Below are 25,170 nucleotides of genomic sequence, written 5' to 3'. Positions count from 1 at the left end.
AGTGTTTTGATTTGAGTTGCAAAATCCGCTAAAATCCACGCAAGTGTATGAATAACAGCTACTTAAACAAAAAATCGCAGTTTTTTGAAGGTGAGCCTTTTGTTTTTAGCCCCTTAAATTCTTTCCATTCCCGCTTTTAGCACGGGAAGGTATTTACTTTCCGGAAATTGCTCCTCAAAGGCTTCGTAGATCCGGATGAGATTTTCGTAATCGCCGTCGCGTTGACTGCGAAAGATCCGGTTGGAGAGTAATTTTTCAAATATGGCTTCGCAGAAGCCGGCTTTGCCTATGGCGTAGAGGTCGACATTGTATTTATCGTTCCTTTTGAGATCCGCCAGTGCCGCTTCGGAATTTACCCCGAACCGTTGTTGCCAGAGCGTTGAATCCGCAGGAGAACGGAGGTAATAGTATTTGATGCGTAGGTGATCGTAATAGGTGTGGATGAGGTGGTTAAAATAAGGCGCAAACTTATTCGCGCTCTGGCAGTCGATCAATTTGCCCAGTTCCTCACTGCGCATCATCCAGTGGGCTTCGTACTCTTCGTGGTTGCGCCAGCCGATGTTGTTCCCGGCCTGCAGGCGGATGGTCAGATAATAAGCGCTGATCTCCCGACGCAGGAGTTCATAATTGGCTTCGCTGATCTGATCCCGGATCTCGTTCAACTGATCGACCTCAACGGTTTCTTCTTCGGTGGCGAAATGATCTACGGCATCGGGATTGGAGCTTTGCTCGGGCAGGAGCGTCCGCAATTTATCGTGATAATTCGGGTAGAGCCGCTGGTTGATAAAGGTGTTCTCAGCGGCTGAATCGCCCGAAAAACGCAGCGCCAGATCATCGGCGGCGTAGTCCAGTTCGACGATGAGCCTTTCGGCCGCCGGGTCGAGAAATAACTGAATGGTCTTGTCTTTGAATTTTAGCTGGGCGAAACGGATCTCATCCACTTCGAGCTCGTAGCGGAAGTTGCCGGCTGCGTCGGGTAGAATGATCTCATCATCCATGAAGAGGTGGAAACGACCGAAAAGCAGATTGAACATGACTTCAGGAAACGTAAAATTACGGACCTGGCCTTCGATGGTAACGGCGGCCAGGGAAAGGGGCAGGCAGAGCAATATCCCCGCGACCAGAGCAGAACAGAGCGTTTTCATAAAGTAATATTTATGCGTGAAGGTTTATTGCCGATCGGCAAAATGGGTTTTTAATTTTCCTTCCTTCTTTTCAACGGCCTGTACTTCGCCCAACCGGAACTTCACGGGCAAATTGAGCGCCTTTTCCATCTTCACTTCCAGTTTGCAGAAGAAGGCGAGATCCTGATAATTCCACGCGGCCGGTACGGGAGCGGTGGCCAGATCGGCCGGTCGTTGCCCGCGGGAGCCGGCAGCCTGTAATACCGGAGCGATCCGCAAATGACTCAGGTAGGAGATCGTAGGGACCTCCTCCAGACTGCGGCGCAACTCCACCAGATTCTGCTGCTGCACCCGCGTCCAGTCGGCCGACTGCCCGAAAGCAGTGCCGGTGGCAACGAATAAACCGAAAAGCAGTAGCAGTTTTTGCATAGTAATATGCCTTGAATACAGTCCGATGATCTTTATGACGCCTATAAATATAAGCAAACCGGCCAATTAAATTCTCAGCGTTGTGGGAATAATTACGATCCGGGTTGCTGTTTTGTCTGCCGCGGATCACTAAGTGCCGGTGTAGTAGCCATATCCGGCAAACCGAATACCAGTCTTAGCGCTTGCGACTACCCTCGTAGAGTTCGAACTTCATGTACTTACATTCCAACGGCCCGTTGAACAGCGTGAGGCGGCGGGAAGCCCGCAGTCCGATACTTTTCATGGCATCCAGATTGCTGGAAATGATCCAGGCTTCGTAGCCGGCGTAAGCCTGTTTGAGTCGGTCGCCGATGGATTGGTAAAACGCTTTTACATCTTCAACGGCCAGTCGCTCGTCGTAAGGAGGGTTCATAATCAGCACACCCGGTGGGGGAGGGGGATCCATTTTTTCGAAAGCCTTGCGCTCGACCTCGATCTTTCCCGAAAGCCGGGCGGCCAGGATGTTCTGGTGACTGATCTTCACGGCTTTGAATGCTTTGTCATACCCCAGGATGGGCACCTCGATGGGACGTATCTGATCCAGCGCCCGGGCCTTGACCGCTTCCCACAGTTTGGCATCGTAATCGGCCCAGTTCTGAAAACCGAACTTGCGGCCGGGCAACTGCGGGGGAATATTCGCGGCGATCATGGCCGCTTCGATCAGGATGGTTCCCGATCCGCACATGGGATCGACCAGCGGCCGGTCACCACTCCAGCCGGTGTGCATCACCATCCCCGCCGCCAGTACCTCGTTGAGCGGGGCCTCCACGGTATCTACCCGGTAGCCGCGTTTGTGGAGGCTATCCCCGGAACTGTCCAGGGAAACATTACAGATGTCGTTGCTGATGTGAATATTGATCCGAAGATCCGGATTACGCACGTTGATATTGGGGCGACGGCCGAATTTATCCCGGAACTGATCGACGATGGCGTCCTTTGTTTTCAACGCCGCGTACTTGGAATGGCGAAAATGCTGGGAATTGGTCACCGCATCGATCGCCAGCGTCTGGTCTACCTGCATGTACTGGCTCCAGTCGATCTGCTGGATCTTATTGTACAGTCTTTTTTCGTGGGTGGCCCGGAAGCTATCGATCGGTACGAGTACGCGCAGCGCGGTGCGACTTTCGAAATTGACCCGGTAGAGCACTTCGGGATCACCCGTACAGGTGACGATCCGCGTGCCGGCTTCGATGTCCCGGGCTCCAAGGGCTTTCAATTCCCCGGCTAATAATGGTTCTAATCCGGCAAGTGTCTTAATGGCTAATTGCAAAAGTCTGTGAGTTTTAATGCGATAAAGTGAAATCTGAGTTCGAATGTCGCGCCTGGCGATTTAACGCAAGCCCCGTTTCCGCTGATTTTCGCGGTAGAGGGCGGCATTTTGATTGTGAGCGGCGAGGGTTTTGGCGAAATTATGGAAACCGCTGCCGTCTCCCCGGGCGCAAAAATAAACATAGTCGTGGTCTTCCGCACCTAAAACCGCATCAATACTGGAAATAGAGGCCATCGCGATCGGTCCGGGAGGCAGGCCTTTGTATACGTAAGTGTTGTAGGGAGAATCGAATTTTGTATGATAATCGGTGACCCGCCGGGTATTGAAATCCCTGCGGGCGAATACGGAAGTCGGATCGGCCTGGAGCCGCATGTTGGTCCGCAGGCGATTGAGATAAACACCGGCCATCCGCTTTTTTTCCGAATCCTGGAGCGTTTCCTTTTCCACAATGGAGGCTAGGGTATAGACTTCCGCCGGGCTCATGTCCAGGGCTTTGGCTTTTTCCAGGCGGCCGTTATTCCAGAAACGATCGTGTTCCTTTTGCATCCGTTCGAGGAATTCTCCGGGCGTGGTATTCCAGAATAGCTCGTAGGTGTTGGGGATGAAGAGACTCATCAGGGTCTCCTCCGTGAAGCCCATCTGTTGCAGGATCTCCGGATCTTTAAAGGTCGTGATAACGCTCAGCGAGTCGGGTTCGATAAAACGGGCCACTTTGGCCGCCACGTTTTCCAGAAGGCGCTCGTTGGTCAGCACCACATCCACTGGATCCTGTTTGCCGTTCCGCAGATGGCGGATCAGTTCGATCATGGACCAGCCGGGTTCCACGGCAAAGCGGCCGTTGCGCATGGGGTCGCGCCGGTAGCCCATGCGTTTGGTCATTTGGTGAAAGAGTTGCTCGTTGCCGAGCATATTGCGTTCCCGGAGGATGGCCACGACTTCCTCGTAGGAAGAGTTGGAAGGGATCAATACGATCGGATCTTGCAGGTCCCGGGGGACGGCGGCTTTAATCGCCAGTTGGTTGTAATAATAAAGGGCAATACCCAGGGCAGTTACCGCCACCGCGATCAGCGCGATCAGAATGGTCTTCTTCATAATTTAACTTGTCAAGAGTGCGGGCAATCAGCCGGGCAGCCTGCGGTCAAGAGGTGCCTCATTAGTCCAAAACGACGGCGTTTCCGGCATTTGGTATCCGGGAGATCAGTTTTACCGGTGGTCCTGCCGGTATAGCCGACCACTTCCCGCTTAAACTTCAATATCGATTCTAATATTGCTCCTGCTCGTTGGGGAAATCCTGAGACTTCACATCGTCGATGTACTGCTCTACGGCTTCCTGAATGGTGTTGAACAGTTCCAGGTACCGGCGCAGGAAACGCGGCTGAAAATCTTTGGTAATGCCCAGCAGATCGTGGGTCACCAGCACCTGCCCGTCGGCATCCGCACCGCCGCCGATCCCGATGGTGGGGATCACCAGCCTTTCGGCTACTTTTTTGGTCAGGTTGGCCGGGATCTTTTCCAGCACTATGCTGAAACAACCCAGTTCTTCCAGTAAAAGGGCATCTTCGATCAATTTCTTAGCTTCTTCCTCTTCCCGGGCCCGCACGGTGTACGTACCGAATTTATAGATCGACTGGGGTGTGAGACCGAGGTGGCCCATGACCGGTACCCCGGCGGAAAGAATCCGTTTGATGGACTCGGCGATCTCCGCTCCACCTTCCAGTTTTACGGCGTGGGCTCCGGATTCCTTCATGATGCGAATGGTCGATTCCAGCGCCAGTTTAGAGTTGCCCTGATAGGAACCGAACGGCAGGTCAACCACTACAAGGGCCCGTTTTACGGCCCGCACCACGGAACTGGCGTGGTAGATCATCTGATCCAGGGTGATGGGCAGGGTCGTTTCGTGACCGGCCATTACGTTCGAGGCCGAATCACCCACCAGCAGGATATCGATACCGGCGGCATCGAGGATGCGGGCCATGGAATAATCGTAGGCGGTAAGCATGGCAATTTTCTCACCCCGGCCTTTCATGGCCTGCAGCACATGGGTGGTAATGCGCTTGATCTCCTTGTTTACGGACATAGCTTCTTAACCAGCGTTGACTAGTTCTTTGATGAGCGGCAAAGATAGATAATTAATCTAAGGAGGAATGTCCCGAGCGGGAAGATGGGGACGGCAGTAAGCCGAATGAGATAAAATATCGGTCCGCCCCGATCATCGACCGAAGCGGACCAATCATGTCTTATTGTTTAGCGCCGGACTTGATCTCTTCGACGATCTCCGGGTTCAGCAGGGTAGAGGTATCGCCCAGGTTGCTGGTATCTCCCGAAGCAACTTTGCGCAGGATCCGTCGCATGATCTTACCCGAGCGGGTCTTGGGCAGACCGGATACGACCTGGATGCGGTCCGGTTTGGCGATGGGACCGATCTCCCGGGTCACCACATCACGCACCTCTTTGGCGAAGGCATCTTCGTCGGAGACCTCTTCGGTCGTGATCACATATGCGTAGATGCCCTGCCCCTTGATATCGTGCGGATAGCCGACTACGGCGGATTCCACGACTTTCGGGTGTTCATTGATGGCGTTTTCCACTTCAGCGGTACCCATCCGGTGACCGGAGACGTTGAGTACATCGTCTACCCGTCCGATAATACGGTACATGCCGTTCTCATCGCGGCGGGCGCCGTCACCGGTAAAGTATTTATCCTCGAACATGGCGAAGTAGGTGGTGCGGCAGCGTTCGTGGTCGCCGTAGGTCGTCCGCAGAATGGACGGCCAGGGAAACTTGACGCAAAGCAGTCCTTCCACATCATTCCCTTCGATCTCCACGCCTTCGTTGTCGACCAGACACAATTGAACGCCCGGCAGCGGATAACCGGCGTGGGCCGGTTTCATGGGACTCAGACCACCCAGTCCGGAGATCATGATGCCCCCCGTTTCGGTTTGCCACCACGTATCGACGATGGGGCAACCTTTATTGCCGACCGTTTCGTGATACCAGTTCCAGGCTTCTTCATTGATGGGTTCGCCCACACTCCCCAGAATGCGCAGGGAAGTGAGATCGTATTTTTTAACCGGCTCGTCGCCGAAGGCCATCAGGGCCCGGATGGCGGTCGGAGCGGTGTAGAATTGATTGACTTTGTGCTTTTCCACTACTTCCCAGAACCGGCCGGCGTGCGGGTAGGTCGGTACGCCTTCGAACATGACCGTAGTTGCACCGGCGGCCAGCGGGCCGTATACGATATAGGAGTGACCGGTGATCCAGCCGATGTCGGCCGTACACCAGTAGACATCCCCCTCGCGGTACTGGAAAACATTTTTGAATGAATAGGTCGTGTACACCATATAACCCCCGCAGGTATGCACCACGCCTTTGGGTTTGCCGGTGGACCCCGAAGTGTACAGGATGAACAGCATATCCTCCGCGTCCATCACTTCGGCCGGGCAATCTCCGCTCTGCGGATCGACTTCCTCGTGCCACCACTTATCGCGTCCTTCCGTCCATTCGATCCCGTCACCGGTATTGCGATGTACCAGTACCGTCTCAATGCTGTCGCAGTCCATCTTCAGGGCGTCATCCACTACATTTTTGACGGGAATGTGTTTGGCTCCCCGGTTGTTGAAGTCCGAGCAGATCACCATTTTACAACTTGCATCCTTGATCCGGTCGGCCAGAGCCTGGGCCGAAAATCCGGCAAAAACCACGGAGTGGACCGCCCCGATCCGGGCGCAGGCCAGCACGCCGATGGCCAGTTCGGGGACCATGGGCATATAGAAACACACGCGATCGCCCTTTTTGATGCCGTTGGCTTTCAGCGCGTTGGCGGCGCGGCATACGGCCAGGTGCAATTCGCGGTAGGTGAATTTTTGTACGGGTGCTTCAGGATCGTTGGGTTCGAAGATGATCGCGGTCTGATCCGGGCGGGTTTCCAGGTGGCGGTCCAGGCAGTTTTCGGTGATATTGAGTTTGGCATTTTTGAACCATTTAACGGCCGGCTTACGGAAATCCCACTCCAGTACCTGGTCCCATTTTTTGTACCAGGAAAAGGTCTCGGCTACCTCGGCCCAAAAGGATTCCGGATTTGTTACGCTTTTTTCATATTGTTCTTTGTACTCGTCGAAGGAGTTGATCCTGTGCGTCATTTTCGCTTTATTTTTTCTAAAATTCTATGGTTAAAGGTTCCATTTGTCCAAAGGTATAAAACTGTGATAAGAGGACGTGGATGATTAATAAGAATTCTGGCCAAAAAAGCGTTGTTAGGAGAGGAAGCAATAAAATAAAAAAAGTATATATCTTACAAATGCTTTACTTTCGCGCGTAAAATCGACAAGACATTATTTTATAGCATTTCCCGATTATTTTATTCCAAATAGCGAATTATTATGAAACATGTAATTAAGAAAAGTAAATACGTCCCGTTGGTTTTACTGCTCTTTTTATTCGCCTGCCAGAGCGACCCGGACGATCAGCAGGCAACCGATTACAGCCAGACGGGCCAGGAAATTACCATAGAACAAAAGACTTTTGCAAAAGAATCGTCCTACTGCCAGCAGGACAGTACGCACTGTATGCGGATCAATGCGAGTTATCCCTATCTGGTGACCGGCCCTTCTGCGGTCATCCAGGCGATCAATGATACCATTGCCTATCACCTCAAGTCCAACCTGGCCGTTTTTGCCGTAGACCAGTCCGAACTGGACGGTAGTCTGGACAGCATCGCGGATGCCTACATCCTGGATTTTGAACAGCTCATGCAGGAAACTCCGGATTATCCGTTTGCCTGGGAAATTGAAGTGGAAGGCTCTATCCTGCACAAATCGGCGAAGGTACTTTCGGTAGCGCTCAATGCCTATTCCTATACCGGTGGCGCTCACCCCAATATCTTTCTCGATCTGATCAATTTTGATCTTACCAACGGCAAAAAGCTCAACCTGCGGGATATTTTTACGGACGAAGATAAACTGCGGGCGGTGGTAGAGAAAAAGTTCCGGGAAGTACGCGAGATCGAACCCAGTATTTCTATCGCGGATGCCGGCTTTTTCTGGGGAGATTCCTTTAGCCTGCCGCAAAATTTCGCCCTGCAGGAAGAAGGGGTTTATTTTCATTACAATCCCTACGAAGCAGCGGCCTACGCGCTGGGATCCACGGAATTTACCATTCCTTACGAAGACCTGAAAGAGGTCATCCGGCAGCCGTAAAAACCATAGACGTACCCGGTAGTGTGATCCGTGCATTGACCGGGATTTATGGAAGCTATTTCGCGGATCCACCTATTACCCCTTACGCCCCAATTCCAGGTACCCAATACCGAACAATTGAGACCTTTCGTCAAACTACTGCTACTACTGTCGGCCGGCTGGCTGGCTTTCAATCTGTTACAGGCTGCCCTGCTCGGACTGGATCCCGATGAAGCCTATTACTGGATCTACGCCAAAGCGCTGGACTGGGGTTATTTTGACCATCCGCCCGTGATCGCCCTCCTGATCGCTCTGGGCAAAAGTCTGGTGCCGGGAGAGGCCGGTGTCCGTCTGCTGATGCCTCTGCTGAGCGTCGGGACTTTTCTGCTGCTCTGGGACCTCGTGGGCCGACCGCAGAAACCCGCAGCGATCATTCGACTGGCATTGCTGTTCGGGGCCATGCCGCTGTTGCAGGTATATGCTTTCGTCGCGACGCCGGATGCGCCACTCCTGTTCTTTTCCGCCCTCTTTTTCTGGTCCTACCGCCGGTTTTTGGAAAAACCCGACCTATACCGGGCGCTGCTTTGGGGAGCCGTGATGGCGGCGTTGCTCTACAGTAAGTATCACGGTGTACTGTTGATCTTTTTCACGGTGCTTTCCAACTGGCGCCTGCTCCGGCAACCCTACTTTTACCTAGCCGGTTTCTGGGGGGCGCTTCTGTTCCTGCCGCACCTGTACTGGCAATACGCTAACGATTTCCCGTCCTTTCGCTACCACCTCAGCGGCCGGGATGACCCCTACGAACTGAAACACACCTTCAATTATTTGCTCAACCAGCTGTTGATCTTCAGTCCGTTGCTGTTCCCACTGATCGTGCGTACACTGTGGCGACGGAAACCGGCGGATGAGCTCGAACGGGCCTTCCGCTGGGTGATCTTCGGATTTTGGGCCTTCTTCTTTTATACGACCTTCAAAGGCCACGTGGAGCCACAATGGACGGTTATCCTCAGCCTGTGCTTTATCGTGCTGTTGTACCGCGAAAGCGAAACGGATGCCTGGCTGGCTAAGTGGGTGCAGCGCATGGCGGCGGTCTCCTTCGGTTTGCTGGTGATCGCGCGGATCGTGCTGGCCTGGCCCGATAGCGGGCTGCGAACGCCGTTCAATCGCCAGGCCTGGGTGCCGGAACTGGAGCAGGTGGCCGGTGATCTGCCGGTCGTCTTTCAGGACTCCTACCGCAATCCGGCCCTGTACGAGTTCTACACCGGCCGGCGGGCTTACACCTTTACCGACCTTTGCTACCGCAAAAACCAGTATGACCTGCGCTACTGGGAAACCGATCTGCACAACCAGCGGGTACTGATAGCGGGCCAGTCTACCTGGGAACAGCCGGCGGCTGAGATCGCTCCTCTGCCCGGCGCTACGTTCAAGCTCCTGCGGGTAGACAGCCTGCAGATCAGCCAGAAGGTCACGCTGCAACCCGAACTGCCGGCCGGCCCCTGGATACCGGGTGAGCGTATCGAATTTTCCATCGCTTTAACCAACCCTTATTCCTTCGATATCTTTCCGGCAAAAGGCGACCTTCCGTTATCGGTAAAAGAACGTTACGGACCGTTTGACTGCCTGGAAGATCACGCGAATCTGCAACTGATCGATCCACCGTCGGTCTGGCCGGCGAATAGCACCATATCTCTGCGGGCCGTAATCCGGGTGTTAGACGGACTACCCGCCGGGACCTACGATTTTTTCCTTTGTATCCAGACCGGAGATCTGCCGCCGGCCTTTGCCACCAGGCCCGTGAAAATTGAGATTGGCGGACAAGAAAAGTGAGGCCTGCCGGAATAAAGGAGGATGGATTTTCGCTGAATTGTTTAGAATATCCCATTTTTGCGACGGACAAAAGTAATATCATGCTGAACCGTCAAAACCCAACCCAGACCGAAGCCTGGAGAATTCTTGAGGCCCATTATCAGTCGATCAAGGACGTACACATGCGGGACCTGTTTGCGCAGGACGCCGAGCGTTTCCTGAAATTCTCTGCGGAATTTGAGGATATCCTGTTCGATTATTCCAAGAACAGGATCACCGTCGAAACCCTCGAAAAACTGATGGCGCTGGCCCGGGAAACCAAGGTGACGGAAAGCATTGAAAAGATGTTCAGCGGGGAGGCGATCAACGAAACCGAACAACGGGCGGTGCTGCATACTGCTTTGCGCAACCGCTCCAATACGCCGGTGATTGTGGACGGAACGGACGTTATGCCGGAAGTGAACGAAGTCCTGGACAAAATGGAGGCTTTTTCGGAACAGCTGCTGAGCGGTGCCTGGAAGGGATACTCCGGCAAGCCAATCACGGACATCGTCAACATCGGTATCGGAGGATCGGACCTGGGAGCCGTAATGGTCACGGAAGCGCTGCGTCCGTACTGGCGGGGAAATATCAAACCGCACTTCGTCTCCAATGTGGATGGCACCCACCTGGAAGAGACCCTGCGGGACCTGTCGCCGGAAACCACGCTCTTCATCATCAGTTCCAAAACTTTCACCACCCAGGAGACCATGACCAATGCCCACTCCGCACGCGACTGGCTGCTGGGCGCCGCGGAGGATGAAAAGTGGATCGCCAAACACTTCGTCGCGGTATCCACCAATAAGGAAGGCGTTACCAAATTCGGTATCGATCCGGATAATATGTTTGTATTCTGGGACTGGGTCGGTGGCCGCTATTCGCTCACTTCCGCCATCGGTTTGTCCATCGCCTGTACCATTGGGTTCAAACATTTCGTGGAACTCCTGGAGGGCTTTCACGCCATGGATGAACACTTCCGCACCACCGAACTGGATAAGAATCTGCCGGTAATCCTGGCGATGATCGGGATTTGGTACAACAACTTCTTCGGGGCCGAAACCGAAGCCATCTTACCCTACGACCAGTACCTGCATCGTTTCCCGGCCTATTTCCAGCAGGGTAATATGGAAAGCAACGGCAAATACGTAGACCGCAGCGGCGAAGCGGTCAACTACCAGACCGGTCCCATCATCTGGGGCGAACCGGGCACCAACGGCCAACACGCCTTTTACCAACTGATCCACCAGGGCACCAAACTGATCCCGGCGGATTTCATCGCCTCGGCCGTCAGCCACAATCCTGTCGGGGATCACCACGAAAAACTGCTGTCCAACTTCTTCGCCCAGACGGAAGCCCTCATGAAGGGCAAAACGGAAACCGAAGTGCGGGACGAACTGTCCGGCAGCGGAAAGTCGCAGGAGGAGATCGACAAACTGGTACCCTTCAAAGTATTCGAAGGCAACAAACCGACCAACTCCATCCTGGCTACCAAAATGACGCCGCGTACCCTCGGGATCCTCACGGCGCTCTACGAACACAAGATCTTCGTGCAGGGCGTGGTATGGAATATCTTCAGCTTCGATCAGTGGGGCGTGGAACTGGGTAAACAACTGGCTAAATCCATCCTGCCGGAACTGGAAAATGATGAGGTGATCACCAGCCATGATGCTTCGACGAATGGTTTGATCAATGCTTATAAGGATAAGCGGGGGGAGTGATGTGTTGAGGTGTTGAAGTGTTAATGTGTTAAGGTGGAAATGTGGAAATGTTGGTTTTCTGATCCTGGACTGCCTGCTATTTCTTGTACGCTGAAGAGAACTGTGCTCCCTCCGGGGAGCTGTCCAAAGGACTGAGGGGGTGTTCTGAGCCTAACTACCATTCGTATCCTCACTTTACCAATTCAAGATTTGGTGAGGTGCCACGAATTGAATTTACACTCCCATCAAAAAAACTTTAACCATTCCTCCGATCATGACCGACCGAAAAGCTATCAAGGACCTGCGCCCCGAAATTCCCGCCATCGTTGCTTCTGAAGATTACAGTTCCGCGGAGCAGTTTCAAAATGAATGTTTACGTCCTATCCTGAAATTCCAGCATGAGTTGCTGGTCGCTGTTTTTCAACATTACATCGGGCTGCGAAAAAATAAATACTACGAATTGACCGCTCCCAAAAAGCAGGAGTACATTGAGCACAGTATTCGCCAGGATCGGCAATTCAGAAATCTGCTGATCGGTATAATATTGGGACATTTTACCCGGGAAGAGTATGCGGATTACCTTGCGGATGAAAAGGAATTGAGACGCCGCTTAACCGATCTGCTGGTGCAACGCCTGCAGAGCGTCAGCTTTGACGATGGATCTTCAAATTCTTAATATTACTAGTTAGTTTCCTACCGCTGGATAATATCTTCAAATAGTGCCCGGATGCTCGACGCATCTTCCGGTTTCAGGCGGCCGCTGAGGATGAGGCGCATCTCGCGGCGGCGGGTAGCACTATCGAAACGCTGCTGTTCGATCTCATTCAGGGGAAGCAGTTTTGGGACGGGGGTGGGGCTGCCATTTTCTTCGTCCAGAGCGACGAAGGTATAATAAGCGTGGTTGCAGCGACGTGGATCGTGCCCCTTGATATTGGCGGCGAATACTTCTACGATCACCTCCACCGAAGTGCGAAAAGCCCGGGTGACGGAAGATTCCAGGGTGACGATCTCGCCCATACGGATCGGCTTTTCGAAGGAGACGTGGTCTACGGAGGCCGTCACGACGTGCGCTTCGCAGTGCTTGCCGGCACTGATAGCGCTGGCGATATCCATCCACCGCAGCAGATTACCGCCCATCAGATTGCCCATCGGGTTGGTATCGTTGGGCATCACCATCTGGGTCATCGTCGTATGACTTTCACTTACTTTTTTGGGTCGTAATTCCATAGATTCACAGTCAATTAGGTGGACGGTATACGGGCCTTAAGCGGAAGACCGTATTATTTGAGCATTACTCCCTGCCGGTCGGAAAAGGGGAGTTTGGTAACCTTACTTTCGTGGATAGAGCCTTTGGCAAAAACGTACTTTTTGTCGTACATATACCCCTCGTGCACAAAACTCACCCAAAATTCGTTGGTTAGCTGGAACAAGGTAGGCTGGATCGGTTCGATCGGTACCATCTGCTGCGGAGCGATTTCTTCGAAAAAATGCCTTAGGGTAGTGGTGGACATTTTCTCGCCTTCGATCTCGCCGTATCCTTTCGAACTGACCAGCACACTGCTGATCGGTTCGTCGTAAAGGTTGACCAGAAAGGTATCCCAGAGTTCGTCTTTTTCGGAATGATCTTCCCGCGGAGCAATGACTACGGCTAACTGGTCGACCTCTTTTTGCAGGATGTCTTTTTTCATGCTTCTATTCGATTAATCCATGCTTCTTGCCAAAAGGCGTGCAAAAATAAAAAAGTTATCGATATAGAGGCTATTCTAGGCGTATTGATAGCCAAAAAGCTGGGCGAAATGTAATTTCAGTTTCGATTTAACTTCCTCAATTGGAAGCGATTCGCCCAATTCTCTGGCCAGTGAGGTCACGGCTTTGTCCTGATCGGCAATGCCGCAGGGAACGATGTTATCAAAATGAGACAGGTCGGTATTCACGTTAAAGGCAAAGCCGTGCAGGGTCACCCAGCGGCTGAGGTGAACGCCGATGGCGCAGATCTTTCGTTCCGGGAGCCGGTCGGTGGCATCCAGCCAGACGCCGGTATATCCTTTTACCCGCTGCCCGCTCAATCCGTATTCGGCGATGGTCCGGATAACGGCCTCTTCCAGATAACGCACATAGCGGTGAATATCCGTAAAGAACTCATCCAGATCAAAAAGCGGGTAGCCGACGATCTGACCGGGACCGTGGTAGGTAATGTCTCCACCGCGGTTGATCTTAAAAAATTCAAATCCCTGTTCCTGCAGCTCGGATTCATTCAGCAGCAAATGATCCATCGATCCGCTTTTACCCAGAGTATATACCGGCGGATGCTCGCAAAAAATGAGCCGGTGGCCGGACGCTTCTATAGGCTGCCCGTCCTTCTTACGCTGCCGGTTGGCCAGTTTGCGGTCGATGATGGCCCGCTGTTGCTCGGCCTGATAATCCCAGGCCGTTTGGTAGCTGATCAATCCCAGATCTTCGAAAATCACTTGTTGCATACCATATAAATGCGCGGGAGGCAAATTTGGTTGAATGTGCAAAGGAGGAATGAGCGTTGGACCCTACGGCTTTCCAATAAAAGCCGTAGGGGAGCCCCGTATTACTTTAATCGTATTCGCACTGGCTGTTATCCGCCGCTACGTAATAGGACTTATAATTTTTGGCTTCAGGGTCCATGCAGCCTTTGAGGTTGAGCAATTCTACAGTTTTGAACTGAATGGGGTGACTTTCCGCCTGCAGCGCAATGTGCCCCTCGCTGAGTAACTGGCCGGCCCGGTCGATCCAGCCTTGCGGTTCGGAAATACCGAATGACGGCCAATCCGCTTCCGGCTGATTGCGATTGATGAAGATACTGTCCGGATCCACCATTGGTTTGGTCATGGTAAGTACGGTATCGCCTTCCATGACGTGGTGGATAATCGAATCGCCCAGTACGATGGCTTCCACTTCCACCCACTGATCTCCGTAATAGGTCTTGGAGTCGGATTCGATGCAGTGATCGAGGTTGAGTTCGCCGTCGGTATAGACGGCCGTACCGGGAGTACATACGTTGGCCGTATGCCGGTCTACACCTTCTTCGAGGCCACCCAGAAACTGCATTTCGACCGAAACCGGAAAATCCTGATCCAGTTCCAGGCTGCCGGCCGATTGGGAGTGTAGCATAATCCCGCTGTTGCGCACATTCCAGGAAGCGCCGCCCGGTACCTGTTCTCCGACGAATCGGTATACGGTGCGCAATTTGTAATAAGAATAAGGCTCGACGGTATAGAGGTGTCCGAACTCACTGTCGAAGCTGTCGTATTCCGTATAGTTGATCTTCAGAATGCTGTCTTCGACCAGGAAGGTGTTTTTGTGATTTTCGCCCATCGGGAAGCCGGTGATCTTGATCTCCCAGCCTTCGAGGTCCGTGCCGTTGAAGAGGGCCACCCATTCTTCCTGATTGGGATCGGGTTGGTTGTCAGTGTTTTCAGTAGTGTTCCCGCAACTGAAAAGACCGAAAAGTAGAAGAAAGAAAAGAATGCTTTTTGTGTGCATGATGTTCTTGATAAAGTTGGTTGATGCGATAAGTTCAAACTAGTTGAGCAAATTAGGGAATAAAAATTGCAAAAAATAAATGTCAAACCGACATTTATTTTTATATTAGCGTTGCAGTTGTTCGAATAGGCTTTCAACTGCAATCTTTTAAGATTATCGCAAATCGCAAATTGGTTGTTGGGCGCTGCATGTCAGCGCCTTTTTTTTGTCCATTTGGTGATGTTCCTTGTCGAATGGTCCATTATCTACCGAACAACCCTCCTCACTGGCTATTATTCCGCAGATTCTACCCGAATTTCCTAATTTAGACTCCGATAACGAAAAACAAGCTTAACATGACGAATCGAATGATCTTCAGCCTGGCGATCCTGCTGGGCCTGCTGGGTTGTAAAACCGAAGCTCCCAAAACCGACTACGCGGAGCTCAACGAAGCCCAGCGTCGGCTGGTGAAAAATGCGCTGGCCAGTATGGAAGTGGCGGATGGACTGGAAGTCGGTCTTTTTGCCTCCGAGCCGCAGGTGGCGAACCCGACCAACATCGCCATTGACGCACGGGGACGCGTCTGGGTGTGCGAAGCCCGCAACTACCGGCTGCCGTACAACGATAAGTTCGAAAAACAGGAGAAGGGAGACCGGATCATCATCCTGGAGGATACCGATGAAGACGGAGAGGCGGATCAGCAAAAGGTTTTTTACCAGGGAACCGATCTGCTTTCCCCGCTGGGGATTGCCGTGCTGGGCAACAAGGTATACGTTTCCAGCAGTCCGACGTTGCAGGTATTCACGGATGAGGATGGAGATGATCTGCCCGATAGCCGGGATACGCTCTTTATTACCGAAGGCGGTTACGATCACGATCACGGATTACACGCCATCAAATTCGGGCCGGACGGAAAACTGTATTTTAATTTCGGTAACGAAGTAAACGGTCTGAAGGATAAAGCTGGCAATTATATCAAGGATCCCGACGGTAGGCCCATCCGTACCAACGGTCAGCCTTTCCGGCAGGGAGTAGCACTTCGCTGTGACCGCGACGGATCTAACGTAGAGGTACTGGGCCACAATTTCCGGAATCCCTACGAACTGGTCGTCGATGCTTTCGGTAACGTCTGGCAATCGGATAATGACGACGACGGCAATCAGGGGACCCATATCAATTTTCTACTGGAACACGGCAACTACGGCTACAGCGATGAGATCACCGGTGCCGGCTGGCGTACGCGCCGGATCGGTTGGGAAAGTGAGATCCCGCAGCGGCACTGGCACCAGAACGATCCCGGCTCCGTTCCGGTGTTGCGCTATAACTACGCCGGCTCACCGACCGGACTGGCCTTTTACGAAGGCACCTTGCTGCCCGAACCCTTCCAGCAGGAAATGATCCACTGTGAAGCCTTGAAAAATGAGGTGAGAGCCTATCCCGTCACGGCCGATGGTGCGGGCTTTACGGCGGATAGTGTGGTGATCCTCAAAAGCCGGGATCAGTGGTTCCGGCCTTCCGATGTAGCGGTTGCTCCCGACGGTTCCCTGCTGGTGTCGGATTGGTACGACGGCGGTGTCGGTGGCCACCGTATGGAAGATGCCCAACAGGGTCGGATCTACCGGATTGCACCCCAGGTAGATCGCTATAAAAAGCCCGCTCTGGATCTGGATGATCCCGAATCCCTGAAGCATGCTTTTCTGAGTCCTAACCAGGATGTATTCTACCGGGCGAGTATGCATCTGGAAAACTCCGAGGGGGCAGAAGCCATGCTGAAAGAACTCTGGGAAGGGGATCGCGATATGGCCCGGGCCCGGGCATTATGGATGCTGGCCCGTACAGCGGACGATCCGGATCTGTATATCCAGGCCGGGCTGGCCGAGGAAGACGAACGCTTTCGCATCCAGGCCTTGCGGATTGCCCGGCAACTGACTCCCGAAAAACTGACGGACTACATCGCCGAAGTGGTTGCGGACGATTCGCCGGCGGTGCGCCGGGAAGCGGCAATTGCGCTGCGTCGGATCGGTACCCCACAGGCGGCGGAACTCTGGGCGAGCCTGGCCCGTCGCTATGACGGTGAAGACCGCTGGTACCTGGAAGCGCTCGGTATCGGTAGTGATCTGTATCCGGAGCTTTACCTGGCGCAACTGGACAGTCAGGCCGCGGAAGCCGAAATGGATGCGGCAACCAAAGATATCTACTGGCGGGTACGCGCGGCTTCCTCTACTCAGAAAATGGCCGACTTCATCCGGAAGGAAACCGAAGACGAAGCGGCGATCGCCCGCTATTTCCGGGCCTTTCATTTCAAACCGGCCGATGGTCGCAACGAAACGATCGCCGGTTTGCTGGAGATCGATCATCCCAAATCGGATCTGATCAACTCCTACGTCCTGAGCGCGATTGACGGCGATTATCTGGATAATAATGCCGCTCTGCAACGACGGATCCAGGGCTTACTGCCGAAATTGAAAGGTACTCCGGAGTGGCTGGAAGCCGTACAGAAAATGGAACTGCGCGAAGAACTGCCGGCCCTGATGGACATGTACAAAAACACCGAGGATCGTTCCCTGGCCAACCAGGCCATTGGCACCTATATGGACCTCGGAGGGGTGCAACTGGTAGAGAAGGATTTCCGCGCAGCGGCCGACGATCAGGCGAAACTGGCCCTGATCCGGGAATACGGCCCGATCCAGAATAACAAACTGGTGGAACTCTGGGCCAAAATACTGGACAGCGGACAGCAGACCTTTGCGGTGAATAATGCCCTGGTCAATGCGCTCGGCAACGGCTGGCACGGTCAGCACTTGCTTTTCGACCGGGTGAAAGCCGGGAAACTGGAAGGCAATCTTAAAACGGCGGCCGTCCTGCACATGATGCGCTGCTGGGATCCCGTCGTACGGGAGGCTGCCGCCGGATTTATGGAGGCATCCGAAGGCAAGGAAGGCGCACTGCCGCCCGTTGCCCGCCTGGTGGAGATGAAGGGATATCCTTCCAACGGGAAAACGGTATTCACCATTACCTGTGCCAGCTGTCATCAGGTGAATGGAGAAGGCGTACAGTTTGGACCTGATCTTTCCCAGATCGGCGGCAAACTCGCCAAAAGCGCTCTCTATTCGGCCATTCTTTACCCGAGCGCCGGGATCAACTTCGGTTACGAAGGCTACCTGGTGCGCACTAAGGATGGTGGAGTATTCAATGGCTATATCGAAGGGGAAACCGAACAGGAAGTCACCCTGCGCATGATGGGCGGTATTTCCCAAACCATCACCCGGGACCAGATCTCCGAGATGGAACCGCTGGACCAGTCGCTGATGACGGCTAACCTGCAGGCTGTAATGAATCAACAGGAACTGGTGGACCTGGTTGCGTATTTATCGGAACTCAAATAAGAAGCAAAAAAATGGGCTGGTTTCGGTAGCAATTACCGAAACCAGCCCTGTTTTTTGACAATCCTACCCTAAGGTCAAGGGAGCGTTCACTATCGTCCAATTGCGGACAAACCGATCACGCTCGATGGATAATGGGGACTTCCCTCAATTTATTTTCGCTTACCGTCCCTGATTGGGATCGGTCTCTTTAGCACTGTTCAAGAGTACTTCTACCGCTTTTTTCAATTGCGGATCTTCGTTGTTGGCTTTGTCGTCCGGAGCATTCTCCACGATGATGTCCGGAACGGCCGGTCCGTGTTCCATATTCTCACCGGTAGCCTTCACGTACCAGGCGCGGTAGGGCATGCGCACGCGGGAGCCGTCCTGCAGACTGTAGCTGCCGGTACTGATCACCGCACCGAATGTCGGGGTACCCACTAGTTTCCCGTGACCCAATGTTTTATAGGCGTGGGAGAAAATCTCCGCGTTGGAGTAGCTGTTCTGATTGCAAAGCGCTACGGAGGGCATGGTCAACGCCGGGAAAGGCAAACGTTCTCCGAAAGGATAATTGTTGACAAACTTTTTATTTTCCCGACCGAGGTCTTCCGCCGCTCCCCGGGGAATGGTATAAGAATGCTGGCGGACGTTGAGTACGGCCATGAGCATATCCGTCGTCCAGCCGCCGCCGTTGAAACGCACATCGATCACGATACCTTCCTTACCGTAGCCGCTGGCCATCAGTTCCCGTTCGAAACGTTCGAAACTTGGCCAGTTCATGCCCTGAATGTGGATATAGCCCAATTTGCCGCCGGAATAACGATCGGTCAGTGCTTTACGCTGGTCGACCCAGGCCTCGTAAATCTCCGAACGCAGGGAGCCGGCGGGACGGATGACCAGTTCCCGGGTAGCATTTTGCGGGGTGCGTACGGTGAGTAAGGTTCTTTCGTCCACCGTACCGTCCAGCAGCGCGTAATAGTTCTGACCGGGCTGTACCGGGTTGCCGTTAATGGCGGTAATGGTCTCGCCTACATAGAGTTTGCTGGATTCACGGTCCGCCGGACTGTCCGGTAATACAGACAGGATCGTGACTCCCGTTTCATTCGGTACCACTTCCACTCCGAGCAGTCCGGTGCGATCCCGCTGGGTCTCTTCCGGATTGGAGCCGTACATTCCCATGTGGCTGGCGTTGAGTTGCCCCAGCATTTCGTTGAACATGTCGCGGAAATCCTGCTCGGTGGACGCCGCCAGCGCCCGGGCTTCGTATTTGTCGTGCAGGGCCTGCCAGTTCTGGCCGTGGAAATTCGGATCGTAGAATCCGTCCCGCAGCGCCCGCCAGGCATCGTTAAACACCTGTTGCCGTTCGGCCGGATAATCGATCTTCATACTGGCCTGGAAAGCCAGACTTTCGTTTTTCTTGTTGTCCGGATTGACTTTACTGATCCGGCCCCGCTCCAGATAGTAGAGCATTTTGCCGTCCGGATCCCAGCTGAGATCATACATAGACTTGTCGTCGAAGATGGTCTTGGTCTCGGTGCCGTCCCACTTGGTACTGAGAAACGCCTGCTTTCCGGCCTGTCCCTGCCGGCCACCGCCGTTGATGGAGTAATAGAAAGTCTCTCCGTCGTGGCTGATCATCAGATCGGATTCGTTGCCGGGCAGATTGCTGACCTGGGCCAGCCGCTCGTGGATGTCCTCGAAATCGATTTGCACGGTAGCTACTTGGTCTTTATCTCCTTTTTTGTCTTTTTTCCCGGATTCCGGTTCGTCGGTATCTTCCCAGTCTCTGCGGGTTTTTTCCCAATCGGCTGCTTTCAGCCAGACAAACCAGACATCGGCGTCGCCGTTGTTGCGGTCGGAGAGGAAGGCCAGTTTGCTGCCGTCCTGACTCCAGACCGGATTGTAGTCGCGGCGCGGATGGAGACTTACATTCACCGGATCCTGGGACTGATCCACGGCGTGGATGTAGATCTCGCTGTTGAAATTGAGATCATCCATGGAGTAGGCGATCCATTTACTGTCCGGGCTCCAGCTTACTCCGCCGGGCGTGTCCCAGCCGTCGAGCAGGGTTCGTTGGTTGCTCAGGCCGCGGGTAGGGTCGATGTCGGCTACCAGCATTTTTCCCCGGCCCTGCATAAAGACGATCTGTTTCCGGTCCGGAGAGAGTATGAAATTGCCTTCTTCTTCCGTCCCTTTGGTCAGCGGTTGAATATCGAAACGGAAGGCGCGGTAGAGATCACTGGAATCTTCGGCCGCGGCCCTGGCCATAAAGAGATCGCGATTGCCGTTCCGGTCGGAAATGAAAACAAGGGTGGAGTCGTTCAGCCAGGCTACATCCTGCTCCCTTGCGGCGTGATCGGTAATGCGGTTGGCCCGCTTTTTATCCTTATCCTCCGGGTAGACAAAGATCTCTCCACGCAGGCTGAAAGCGATGTATTTGCCGTTCGGGCTCAGTGCGAATTCGCTGGCATCGCTGGTCAGGGTCTTTTTCTCTTCGGGATCGAAACGGTAATCTCCGGTGACCAATACCTTCAGGAGTTCACTGTTACTACCGTCCGGGTTCATGGTGAAAATATTCACCCCTCGTTCGATAACGAGTTTCTTACCGTTGGCGCTGAGGTCGAAATAGCGGATCCCTTCGCCCTTGAAGCTGGTGATGGCCTGTTGGTCAGAGCCGTCCAGCCCCATGGTGTAAAGGTTGTAGCGCCCGTCCCGGGCGCTGAGGAAATAGAGAGTATTGTCCGGTCCCCATTCGGGCATAATATCCTGGCCGTCATCGTCGGTCAATTGGGTGTATTCCTTGGTCTGGGTATCATAGAGCCAGATATCGCGATTGGCGGGGCCACGGTAGGCTTCGCGTTCGATCCGGCAGGAGCCCCGCTCGAAAGCGATGTAACGACCGTCCGGAGAGGGTGCCGGATTGTTGCCCAGCGCATCCAGCAGACGTTGGGGCGTACCGCCGGTAGCCGGTACCGAATAGATTTCACTGAGCCGTTCTACCGCTGCGAAAAACCGGCGGGTGCTGAACAGCAGTTTGCCGTCCGCCTGCCAGGCTGCCGATCCGTCACTTCCCGAATAGTAGGTCAGTCGTTCGGGGCGGCTTCCCTGTGCGCTCATGACGAACAGGTCTTCGTTGCCGAAGCGGTTGCCCTGGAAGACGATCTGTTGCCCGTCCGGGCTCCAGCGGGGATGGCTTTCGTAGCTTTCGTGGATGGTCAGCCGGCGGGCCGTACCTCCCACGGCGGGCACGGTCCAGATATCGCCCTGGTAAGAAAAAGCGACCTGGCTACCGTCCGGGTTCAAACCGGGGTGTCTCAGCAATAATAGATCTTCATTTTGTCCGTTGAGTATAGCGTATAAACATAAGAAGGTGATGAGTGCAAGTGATTTTTTCATAAAGTCAATTTACGGCAACCGGCAACCGTTACCGGGTACCTGTTTTCAGAAAATGGGAGTCCGGCCCTAGATCCAAAAAGCCGGGTACCCTTAAAATTCTAAGATAGGATTTTTGTTTAGCAGATTCGGGCAATAATTGATTTAATGGGGCTCTTTTGGGCTTTAATTACCGATTGAGAAAAAATATGTCGATATTGCGACAAAGATTTTACAAAGGCAATCGTCCTACATGCAGAAGATAGAAATGAACATTGCGGCCCTGGCCAATAGTGAGCCGCAATCGAATAATTTTATAGTTATTTTAAAAGAAAATGAGGGAGACCGTCGCTTACCGGTTGTAATAGGTGGATTCGAAGCCCAGGCTATTGCCATAGCTATAGAAAAGATTCGGCCCAGCCGTCCATTATCCCACGATCTGTTCAAAAATGTACTGGATCAACTGGGTGTGGAGCTGGAAGAAGTAGTGATATCCGATCTTCGTAACAACATCTTTTACGCAACGCTCGTCTGTAGAAAATGGGACGGCAGCCTGCTCAATATCGACTCCCGTACTTCGGATGCGATTGCGCTGGCGGTCCGTTTTTCCTGTCCGATCTTTGCCTACGATTTTATCCTGGATGAAGCCGGTGTAGTGGTGGAGAACGAATCTGCCAACGAAGGGGACATCCCCCGGGCGGAAGAAGGTAACATCAAGGGAAGAAGCGAGGAGGAACTCCGCGGCATGCTCGAAAAGGCACTGGAAAAGGAAGATTACGAAACGGCGGCCAAGATCCGGGACGAACTGAAAAGGCTGGAGGGGTAATAGCTCGATCCGAAACCTACGGTGCACTCCCCATTTATCCTTTAATATTCCTACCATAACCAAATACAGATGTTCCCTAAAGACACCTATGTAAATCGCCGGCAGCAGCTTATGGCGGATGTGAACGACGGCGGTCTGATCCTGCTGTTGGGCAACGAAGAAAGCAGCAAGAACTATAAAGATAATACCTACCGCTTCCGGCAGGACAGCAATTTCCTATACTTTCTGGGTTGGGATCAACCGCATCTGGCCGCAGTGATCGATCCGGAATCCGGAGAGACTACACTCTACGGCGACGATCTTTCGGTTGACCACATTGTCTGGATGGGCCCACAGCCGGGTATGCGGGAAATGGCCGATCGGGTAGGGGCTAAACAAACTGCGCCCTACAAAAGTCTGGCCGATACGCTGGCCAACGCGGCCGCAAGCGGGCGGAAGATCCACTACCTGCCTCCCTACCGGGCGGAAAATTTGCTGAAGATCAGTCGCTGGCTGGGGCAAACGCCGGATGCAGTCGAGAACGGACATTCCGTCCCCCTGGTTAAGGCGATCATCAAGCAGGCCTCCTACAAATCAGCGGAAGAGATCGCGGAGATCGAAAAGGCAGTTACCATCAGCGGACAAATGCACGTAGCGGCCATGCGTTCGGCGCGCGCGGGTATCCGGGAAGCGGAACTCACCGGCATCGTAGAAGGTATTGCCATCGGCGCCGGTGGCGATGTTGCCTATCCCGTCATTTTGACGATCAATGGGCAGACCCTGCACAATCATTACCACGGTAACGTCCTCCAATCCGGTCAGATGGTACTGGGAGATTTTGGAGCCGAAACGGCTACGCACTACGCCGGCGATATCACCCGGACGTTCCCGGTGGATACCAAATTTACCGCACGGCAGAAAGATATTTACGAACTGGTGCTTCAGGCGGAGCTGGAATCCATCAACGCCCTGAAACCGGGTATTCCCTACCGGGACATTCACCTGCAGGCGGCCCGCATCATGGCCGACGGACTGAAAGACCTCGGACTGATGAAGGGCGATATGGAAGCGGCTGTGGCCGAAGGGGCCCACGCCATGTTCTTTCCCCACGGGCTGGGCCACATGATGGGGCTGGATGTGCACGATATGGAGGATCTGGGCGAGGACTACGTAGGATATACCGATACCATCAGGCGGAGCCCGCAGTTCGGCCTGAGTGCCCTGCGCCTGGGCCGCGAACTGGAAGCGGGATTCGTACTGACGGTTGAACCCGGCCTGTATTTCATCCCCGAGCTGATCGACCAGTGGCAGGCAGCCGGTAAGTTCAAAGATTTTATCAATTACGATAAGGTGGCGGAATACCGGGATTTTAGCGGCGTACGCATTGAAGACAATGTATTGATCACCGAGGACGGGCACCGGGTTCTGGGAGCTCCGATCCCCAAGACCGTTGATGAGGTGGAAGCGGTGCGCAACGGCGGGTAGTAACTACACTGAAACAGAGATCTGCTTTTCCCAGCAAACCTGCTGTAACAATTTATACCCTTTAGGTCTTTTCAAATTATTTACTGCTGCTGGCGTGCCTCCGGCGGGGGTAGGATGCCTTATAGCCTGGCAGGCAGATATTCAGACTTCCTGTTCAGCGGAGCTGTCCTGCCAAGGCCACTTGCCTTCAATCTCGGCATTTAGCGTAAAGCTGAGAAAAGTACGGATCAGCACGATAATCGCCAGCACACCTACCGACTCGAAAGTCAGTTCGACCGCTACGGTGAGAATAATATCGGCTGCGACCAGTAGTTCCAGTCCCAACAAAATGCCTTTACCGATCTGTTGCCGGCATTTGGCATAGACTTCCTTTGGGGATCTCCTAAACAATCCCCAAATGGCATAGATAGTGGCGTAAACGATGGAAGACGCAATGATCAATATGCCGAAGATCTCGATCATCGATGCGATCCATTCGGCCAAATGCATGGATTGTTCTTTCATCCGTATAGAATTTTCAGGGTGTTTTTGTCAGATTCTCTTCGCCCGGTTTCCCGCTCACTCCTTTCAGTAAATAGTCATCCAGAACGCGGTCCTGATCCGAAGCGTGCAGAACGGATATGTCGCCGGTCGTTTCGATGATCACCGCCCGTACTTCCGATAAATTGAGAACGTTGGCTTCCCGCAACTTGGAGATCAGCGTACTTTCCGAGAGACTTACCTTTTGCATATTTTCTTCCAGCATTCTGCCGTCCAGCATCAGGAGGAGGGGGGTGTTAGATACCAGGTGATCAAAGGGTTTCCACCACCGGCGAATTATGGAAATGATGTGTTGCAGCGTGATCAATACCCCGAGGGCGACCATGCCCTGCATGAGCGATACATTTCCACTGAGAATGACGCTAGCCAGGATCGAACCGATCGCAATGGTGATCGCGAAATCAAAACTACTGAGCTTCCCAAAAGTCCGTAAACCGGAGATGCGGGTATAGATGATGATAATGAGGTAAATAAGCAGCGCTTTCAGCGCAGTGGTGCCTAATGTATCAAGTGACGAAAAGATCCAGTCCATAGGT

Annotated in this window: 20 protein-coding genes; 7 read left to right on the top strand and 13 right to left on the bottom strand. The window is 53.4% G+C overall.

Annotated features, from left to right (window positions below; all coding sequences use genetic code 11):
* Positions 1 to 113: 113 nt before the first annotated feature.
* The 6 genes from CRP01_RS31285 to acs form a co-directional block, all read right to left on the bottom strand.
* Positions 114 to 1,145 carry a hypothetical protein gene (locus CRP01_RS31285; RefSeq protein ID WP_099154012.1) on the bottom strand — a complete coding sequence of 344 codons (1,032 nt, stop codon included), beginning with the start codon at positions 1,143 to 1,145 and terminating at the stop codon, positions 114 to 116.
* 24 nt (positions 1,146 to 1,169) lie between these two features.
* Positions 1,170 to 1,553 (bottom strand): hypothetical protein, encoded by a 384-nt coding sequence (locus CRP01_RS31280; RefSeq protein WP_099154011.1) that lies wholly within the window; start codon positions 1,551 to 1,553, stop codon positions 1,170 to 1,172.
* A 175-nt stretch (positions 1,554 to 1,728) separates the two neighbouring features.
* Complete coding sequence (locus tag CRP01_RS31275; RefSeq protein WP_222845849.1) at positions 1,729 to 2,862, bottom strand: THUMP domain-containing class I SAM-dependent RNA methyltransferase; 1,134 nt, start codon at positions 2,860 to 2,862, stop codon at positions 1,729 to 1,731.
* A 60-nt stretch (positions 2,863 to 2,922) separates the two neighbouring features.
* Positions 2,923 to 3,954 (bottom strand): endolytic transglycosylase MltG, encoded by a 1,032-nt coding sequence (gene mltG / locus CRP01_RS31270; protein ID WP_099154009.1) that lies wholly within the window; start codon positions 3,952 to 3,954, stop codon positions 2,923 to 2,925.
* A gap of 169 nt (positions 3,955 to 4,123) precedes the next feature.
* Complete coding sequence (gene panB / locus CRP01_RS31265) at positions 4,124 to 4,939, bottom strand: 3-methyl-2-oxobutanoate hydroxymethyltransferase (protein ID WP_099154008.1); 816 nt, start codon at positions 4,937 to 4,939, stop codon at positions 4,124 to 4,126.
* 160 nt (positions 4,940 to 5,099) lie between these two features.
* Positions 5,100 to 7,001: an acetate--CoA ligase gene (acs, locus tag CRP01_RS31260; protein ID WP_099154007.1), complete on the bottom strand. Its 1,902-nt coding sequence runs from the start codon at positions 6,999 to 7,001 to the stop codon at positions 5,100 to 5,102.
* A 240-nt stretch (positions 7,002 to 7,241) separates the two neighbouring features.
* On the opposite strand from acs, the gene CRP01_RS31255 reads away from it, so the two are divergent.
* The 4 genes from CRP01_RS31255 (at position 7,242) to CRP01_RS31240 (ending at position 12,254) form a co-directional block, all read left to right on the top strand.
* On the top strand, positions 7,242 to 8,057 hold the full coding sequence (locus CRP01_RS31255) for a DUF3298 and DUF4163 domain-containing protein (RefSeq protein ID WP_099154006.1): 816 nt from the start codon (positions 7,242 to 7,244) through the stop codon (positions 8,055 to 8,057).
* 48 nt (positions 8,058 to 8,105) lie between these two features.
* A complete protein-coding gene (locus CRP01_RS31250; RefSeq protein WP_099154005.1) occupies positions 8,106 to 9,863 on the top strand; it encodes an ArnT family glycosyltransferase in 1,758 nt (585 codons plus the stop codon).
* An 80-nt stretch (positions 9,864 to 9,943) separates the two neighbouring features.
* Positions 9,944 to 11,599: a glucose-6-phosphate isomerase gene (pgi, locus tag CRP01_RS31245; RefSeq protein ID WP_185154583.1), complete on the top strand. Its 1,656-nt coding sequence runs from the start codon at positions 9,944 to 9,946 to the stop codon at positions 11,597 to 11,599.
* A gap of 253 nt (positions 11,600 to 11,852) precedes the next feature.
* Entirely contained in the window at positions 11,853 to 12,254 is a 402-nt protein-coding gene (locus CRP01_RS31240; protein WP_099154004.1) for a glyoxalase, read from the top strand.
* A 17-nt stretch (positions 12,255 to 12,271) separates the two neighbouring features.
* Here CRP01_RS31240 and CRP01_RS31235 read toward each other — a convergent pair whose 3' ends face one another.
* From CRP01_RS31235 to CRP01_RS31220, 4 genes are all read right to left on the bottom strand, one after another.
* Entirely contained in the window at positions 12,272 to 12,805 is a 534-nt protein-coding gene (locus tag CRP01_RS31235; RefSeq protein WP_099154003.1) for an acyl-CoA thioesterase, read from the bottom strand.
* A gap of 53 nt (positions 12,806 to 12,858) precedes the next feature.
* The gene (locus CRP01_RS31230) at positions 12,859 to 13,266 is read right to left on the bottom strand and encodes a hypothetical protein (RefSeq protein ID WP_099154002.1); all 408 of its coding nucleotides are present in this window, start codon (positions 13,264 to 13,266) and stop codon (positions 12,859 to 12,861) included.
* A gap of 75 nt (positions 13,267 to 13,341) precedes the next feature.
* Complete coding sequence (gene lipB, locus CRP01_RS31225) at positions 13,342 to 14,055, bottom strand: lipoyl(octanoyl) transferase LipB (protein ID WP_099154001.1); 714 nt, start codon at positions 14,053 to 14,055, stop codon at positions 13,342 to 13,344.
* A 106-nt stretch (positions 14,056 to 14,161) separates the two neighbouring features.
* A complete protein-coding gene (locus tag CRP01_RS31220) occupies positions 14,162 to 15,091 on the bottom strand; it encodes a 3-keto-disaccharide hydrolase (RefSeq protein ID WP_099154000.1) in 930 nt (309 codons plus the stop codon).
* Between the two features lie 335 nt (positions 15,092 to 15,426).
* Between CRP01_RS31220 and CRP01_RS31215 the strand changes: the two genes are divergently transcribed.
* A complete protein-coding gene (locus CRP01_RS31215; RefSeq protein WP_099153999.1) occupies positions 15,427 to 18,456 on the top strand; it encodes a PVC-type heme-binding CxxCH protein in 3,030 nt (1,009 codons plus the stop codon).
* Positions 18,457 to 18,615: 159 nt separating this feature from the next.
* Here the strand turns inward: CRP01_RS31215 and CRP01_RS31210 are convergent, their stop codons facing one another.
* On the bottom strand, positions 18,616 to 21,828 hold the full coding sequence (locus tag CRP01_RS31210) for a S41 family peptidase (RefSeq protein WP_099153998.1): 3,213 nt from the start codon (positions 21,826 to 21,828) through the stop codon (positions 18,616 to 18,618).
* Between the two features lie 229 nt (positions 21,829 to 22,057).
* On the opposite strand from CRP01_RS31210, the gene CRP01_RS31205 reads away from it, so the two are divergent.
* Together CRP01_RS31205 and CRP01_RS31200 are read left to right on the top strand one after the other, a co-directional pair.
* The gene (locus CRP01_RS31205) at positions 22,058 to 22,630 is read left to right on the top strand and encodes a bifunctional nuclease domain-containing protein (protein WP_099153997.1); all 573 of its coding nucleotides are present in this window, start codon (positions 22,058 to 22,060) and stop codon (positions 22,628 to 22,630) included.
* Positions 22,631 to 22,699: 69 nt separating this feature from the next.
* Entirely contained in the window at positions 22,700 to 24,094 is a 1,395-nt protein-coding gene (locus CRP01_RS31200; protein WP_099153996.1) for an aminopeptidase P family protein, read from the top strand.
* 141 nt (positions 24,095 to 24,235) lie between these two features.
* Here the strand turns inward: CRP01_RS31200 and CRP01_RS31195 are convergent, their stop codons facing one another.
* On the bottom strand, positions 24,236 to 24,598 hold the full coding sequence (locus CRP01_RS31195; RefSeq protein WP_099153995.1) for a DUF1622 domain-containing protein: 363 nt from the start codon (positions 24,596 to 24,598) through the stop codon (positions 24,236 to 24,238).
* A gap of 13 nt (positions 24,599 to 24,611) precedes the next feature.
* Positions 24,612 to 25,166 carry a DUF421 domain-containing protein gene (locus CRP01_RS31190; protein WP_099153994.1) on the bottom strand — a complete coding sequence of 185 codons (555 nt, stop codon included), beginning with the start codon at positions 25,164 to 25,166 and terminating at the stop codon, positions 24,612 to 24,614.
* Positions 25,167 to 25,170 lie beyond the last annotated feature (4 nt).

Source organism: Flavilitoribacter nigricans DSM 23189 = NBRC 102662, assembly GCF_002646595.1.
Lineage (GTDB): Bacteria > Bacteroidota > Bacteroidia > Chitinophagales > Saprospiraceae > Flavilitoribacter > Flavilitoribacter nigricans.
Note: the sequence above shows the minus strand (reverse complement) of the source record. Positions and strands in the feature narration are given on the sequence as shown.

What these genes read in the sequence shown, in the direction of transcription:
- panB (WP_099154008.1), bottom strand. Translation starts at nt 4,939, where the DNA reads ATGTCCGTAAACAAGGAGATCAAGCGCATTACCACCCATGTGCTGCAG.
- CRP01_RS31255 (WP_099154006.1), top strand. Translation starts at nt 7,242, where the DNA reads ATGAAACATGTAATTAAGAAAAGTAAATACGTCCCGTTGGTTTTACTG.
- CRP01_RS31195 (WP_099153995.1), bottom strand. Translation starts at nt 24,598, where the DNA reads ATGAAAGAACAATCCATGCATTTGGCCGAATGGATCGCATCGATGATC.
- CRP01_RS31190 (WP_099153994.1), bottom strand. Translation starts at nt 25,166, where the DNA reads ATGGACTGGATCTTTTCGTCACTTGATACATTAGGCACCACTGCGCTG.
- lipB (WP_099154001.1), bottom strand. Translation starts at nt 14,055, where the DNA reads ATGCAACAAGTGATTTTCGAAGATCTGGGATTGATCAGCTACCAAACG.
- CRP01_RS31230 (WP_099154002.1), bottom strand. Translation starts at nt 13,266, where the DNA reads ATGAAAAAAGACATCCTGCAAAAAGAGGTCGACCAGTTAGCCGTAGTC.
- CRP01_RS31240 (WP_099154004.1), top strand. Translation starts at nt 11,853, where the DNA reads ATGACCGACCGAAAAGCTATCAAGGACCTGCGCCCCGAAATTCCCGCC.
- CRP01_RS31220 (WP_099154000.1), bottom strand. Translation starts at nt 15,091, where the DNA reads ATGCACACAAAAAGCATTCTTTTCTTTCTTCTACTTTTCGGTCTTTTC.
- acs (WP_099154007.1), bottom strand. Translation starts at nt 7,001, where the DNA reads ATGACGCACAGGATCAACTCCTTCGACGAGTACAAAGAACAATATGAA.
- CRP01_RS31280 (WP_099154011.1), bottom strand. Translation starts at nt 1,553, where the DNA reads ATGCAAAAACTGCTACTGCTTTTCGGTTTATTCGTTGCCACCGGCACT.
- pgi (WP_185154583.1), top strand. Translation starts at nt 9,944, where the DNA reads ATGCTGAACCGTCAAAACCCAACCCAGACCGAAGCCTGGAGAATTCTT.
- CRP01_RS31205 (WP_099153997.1), top strand. Translation starts at nt 22,058, where the DNA reads ATGCAGAAGATAGAAATGAACATTGCGGCCCTGGCCAATAGTGAGCCG.
- mltG (WP_099154009.1), bottom strand. Translation starts at nt 3,954, where the DNA reads ATGAAGAAGACCATTCTGATCGCGCTGATCGCGGTGGCGGTAACTGCC.
- CRP01_RS31235 (WP_099154003.1), bottom strand. Translation starts at nt 12,805, where the DNA reads ATGGAATTACGACCCAAAAAAGTAAGTGAAAGTCATACGACGATGACC.
- CRP01_RS31200 (WP_099153996.1), top strand. Translation starts at nt 22,700, where the DNA reads ATGTTCCCTAAAGACACCTATGTAAATCGCCGGCAGCAGCTTATGGCG.
- CRP01_RS31250 (WP_099154005.1), top strand. Translation starts at nt 8,106, where the DNA reads ATGGAAGCTATTTCGCGGATCCACCTATTACCCCTTACGCCCCAATTC.
- CRP01_RS31215 (WP_099153999.1), top strand. Translation starts at nt 15,427, where the DNA reads ATGACGAATCGAATGATCTTCAGCCTGGCGATCCTGCTGGGCCTGCTG.
- CRP01_RS31285 (WP_099154012.1), bottom strand. Translation starts at nt 1,145, where the DNA reads ATGAAAACGCTCTGTTCTGCTCTGGTCGCGGGGATATTGCTCTGCCTG.
- CRP01_RS31210 (WP_099153998.1), bottom strand. Translation starts at nt 21,828, where the DNA reads ATGAAAAAATCACTTGCACTCATCACCTTCTTATGTTTATACGCTATA.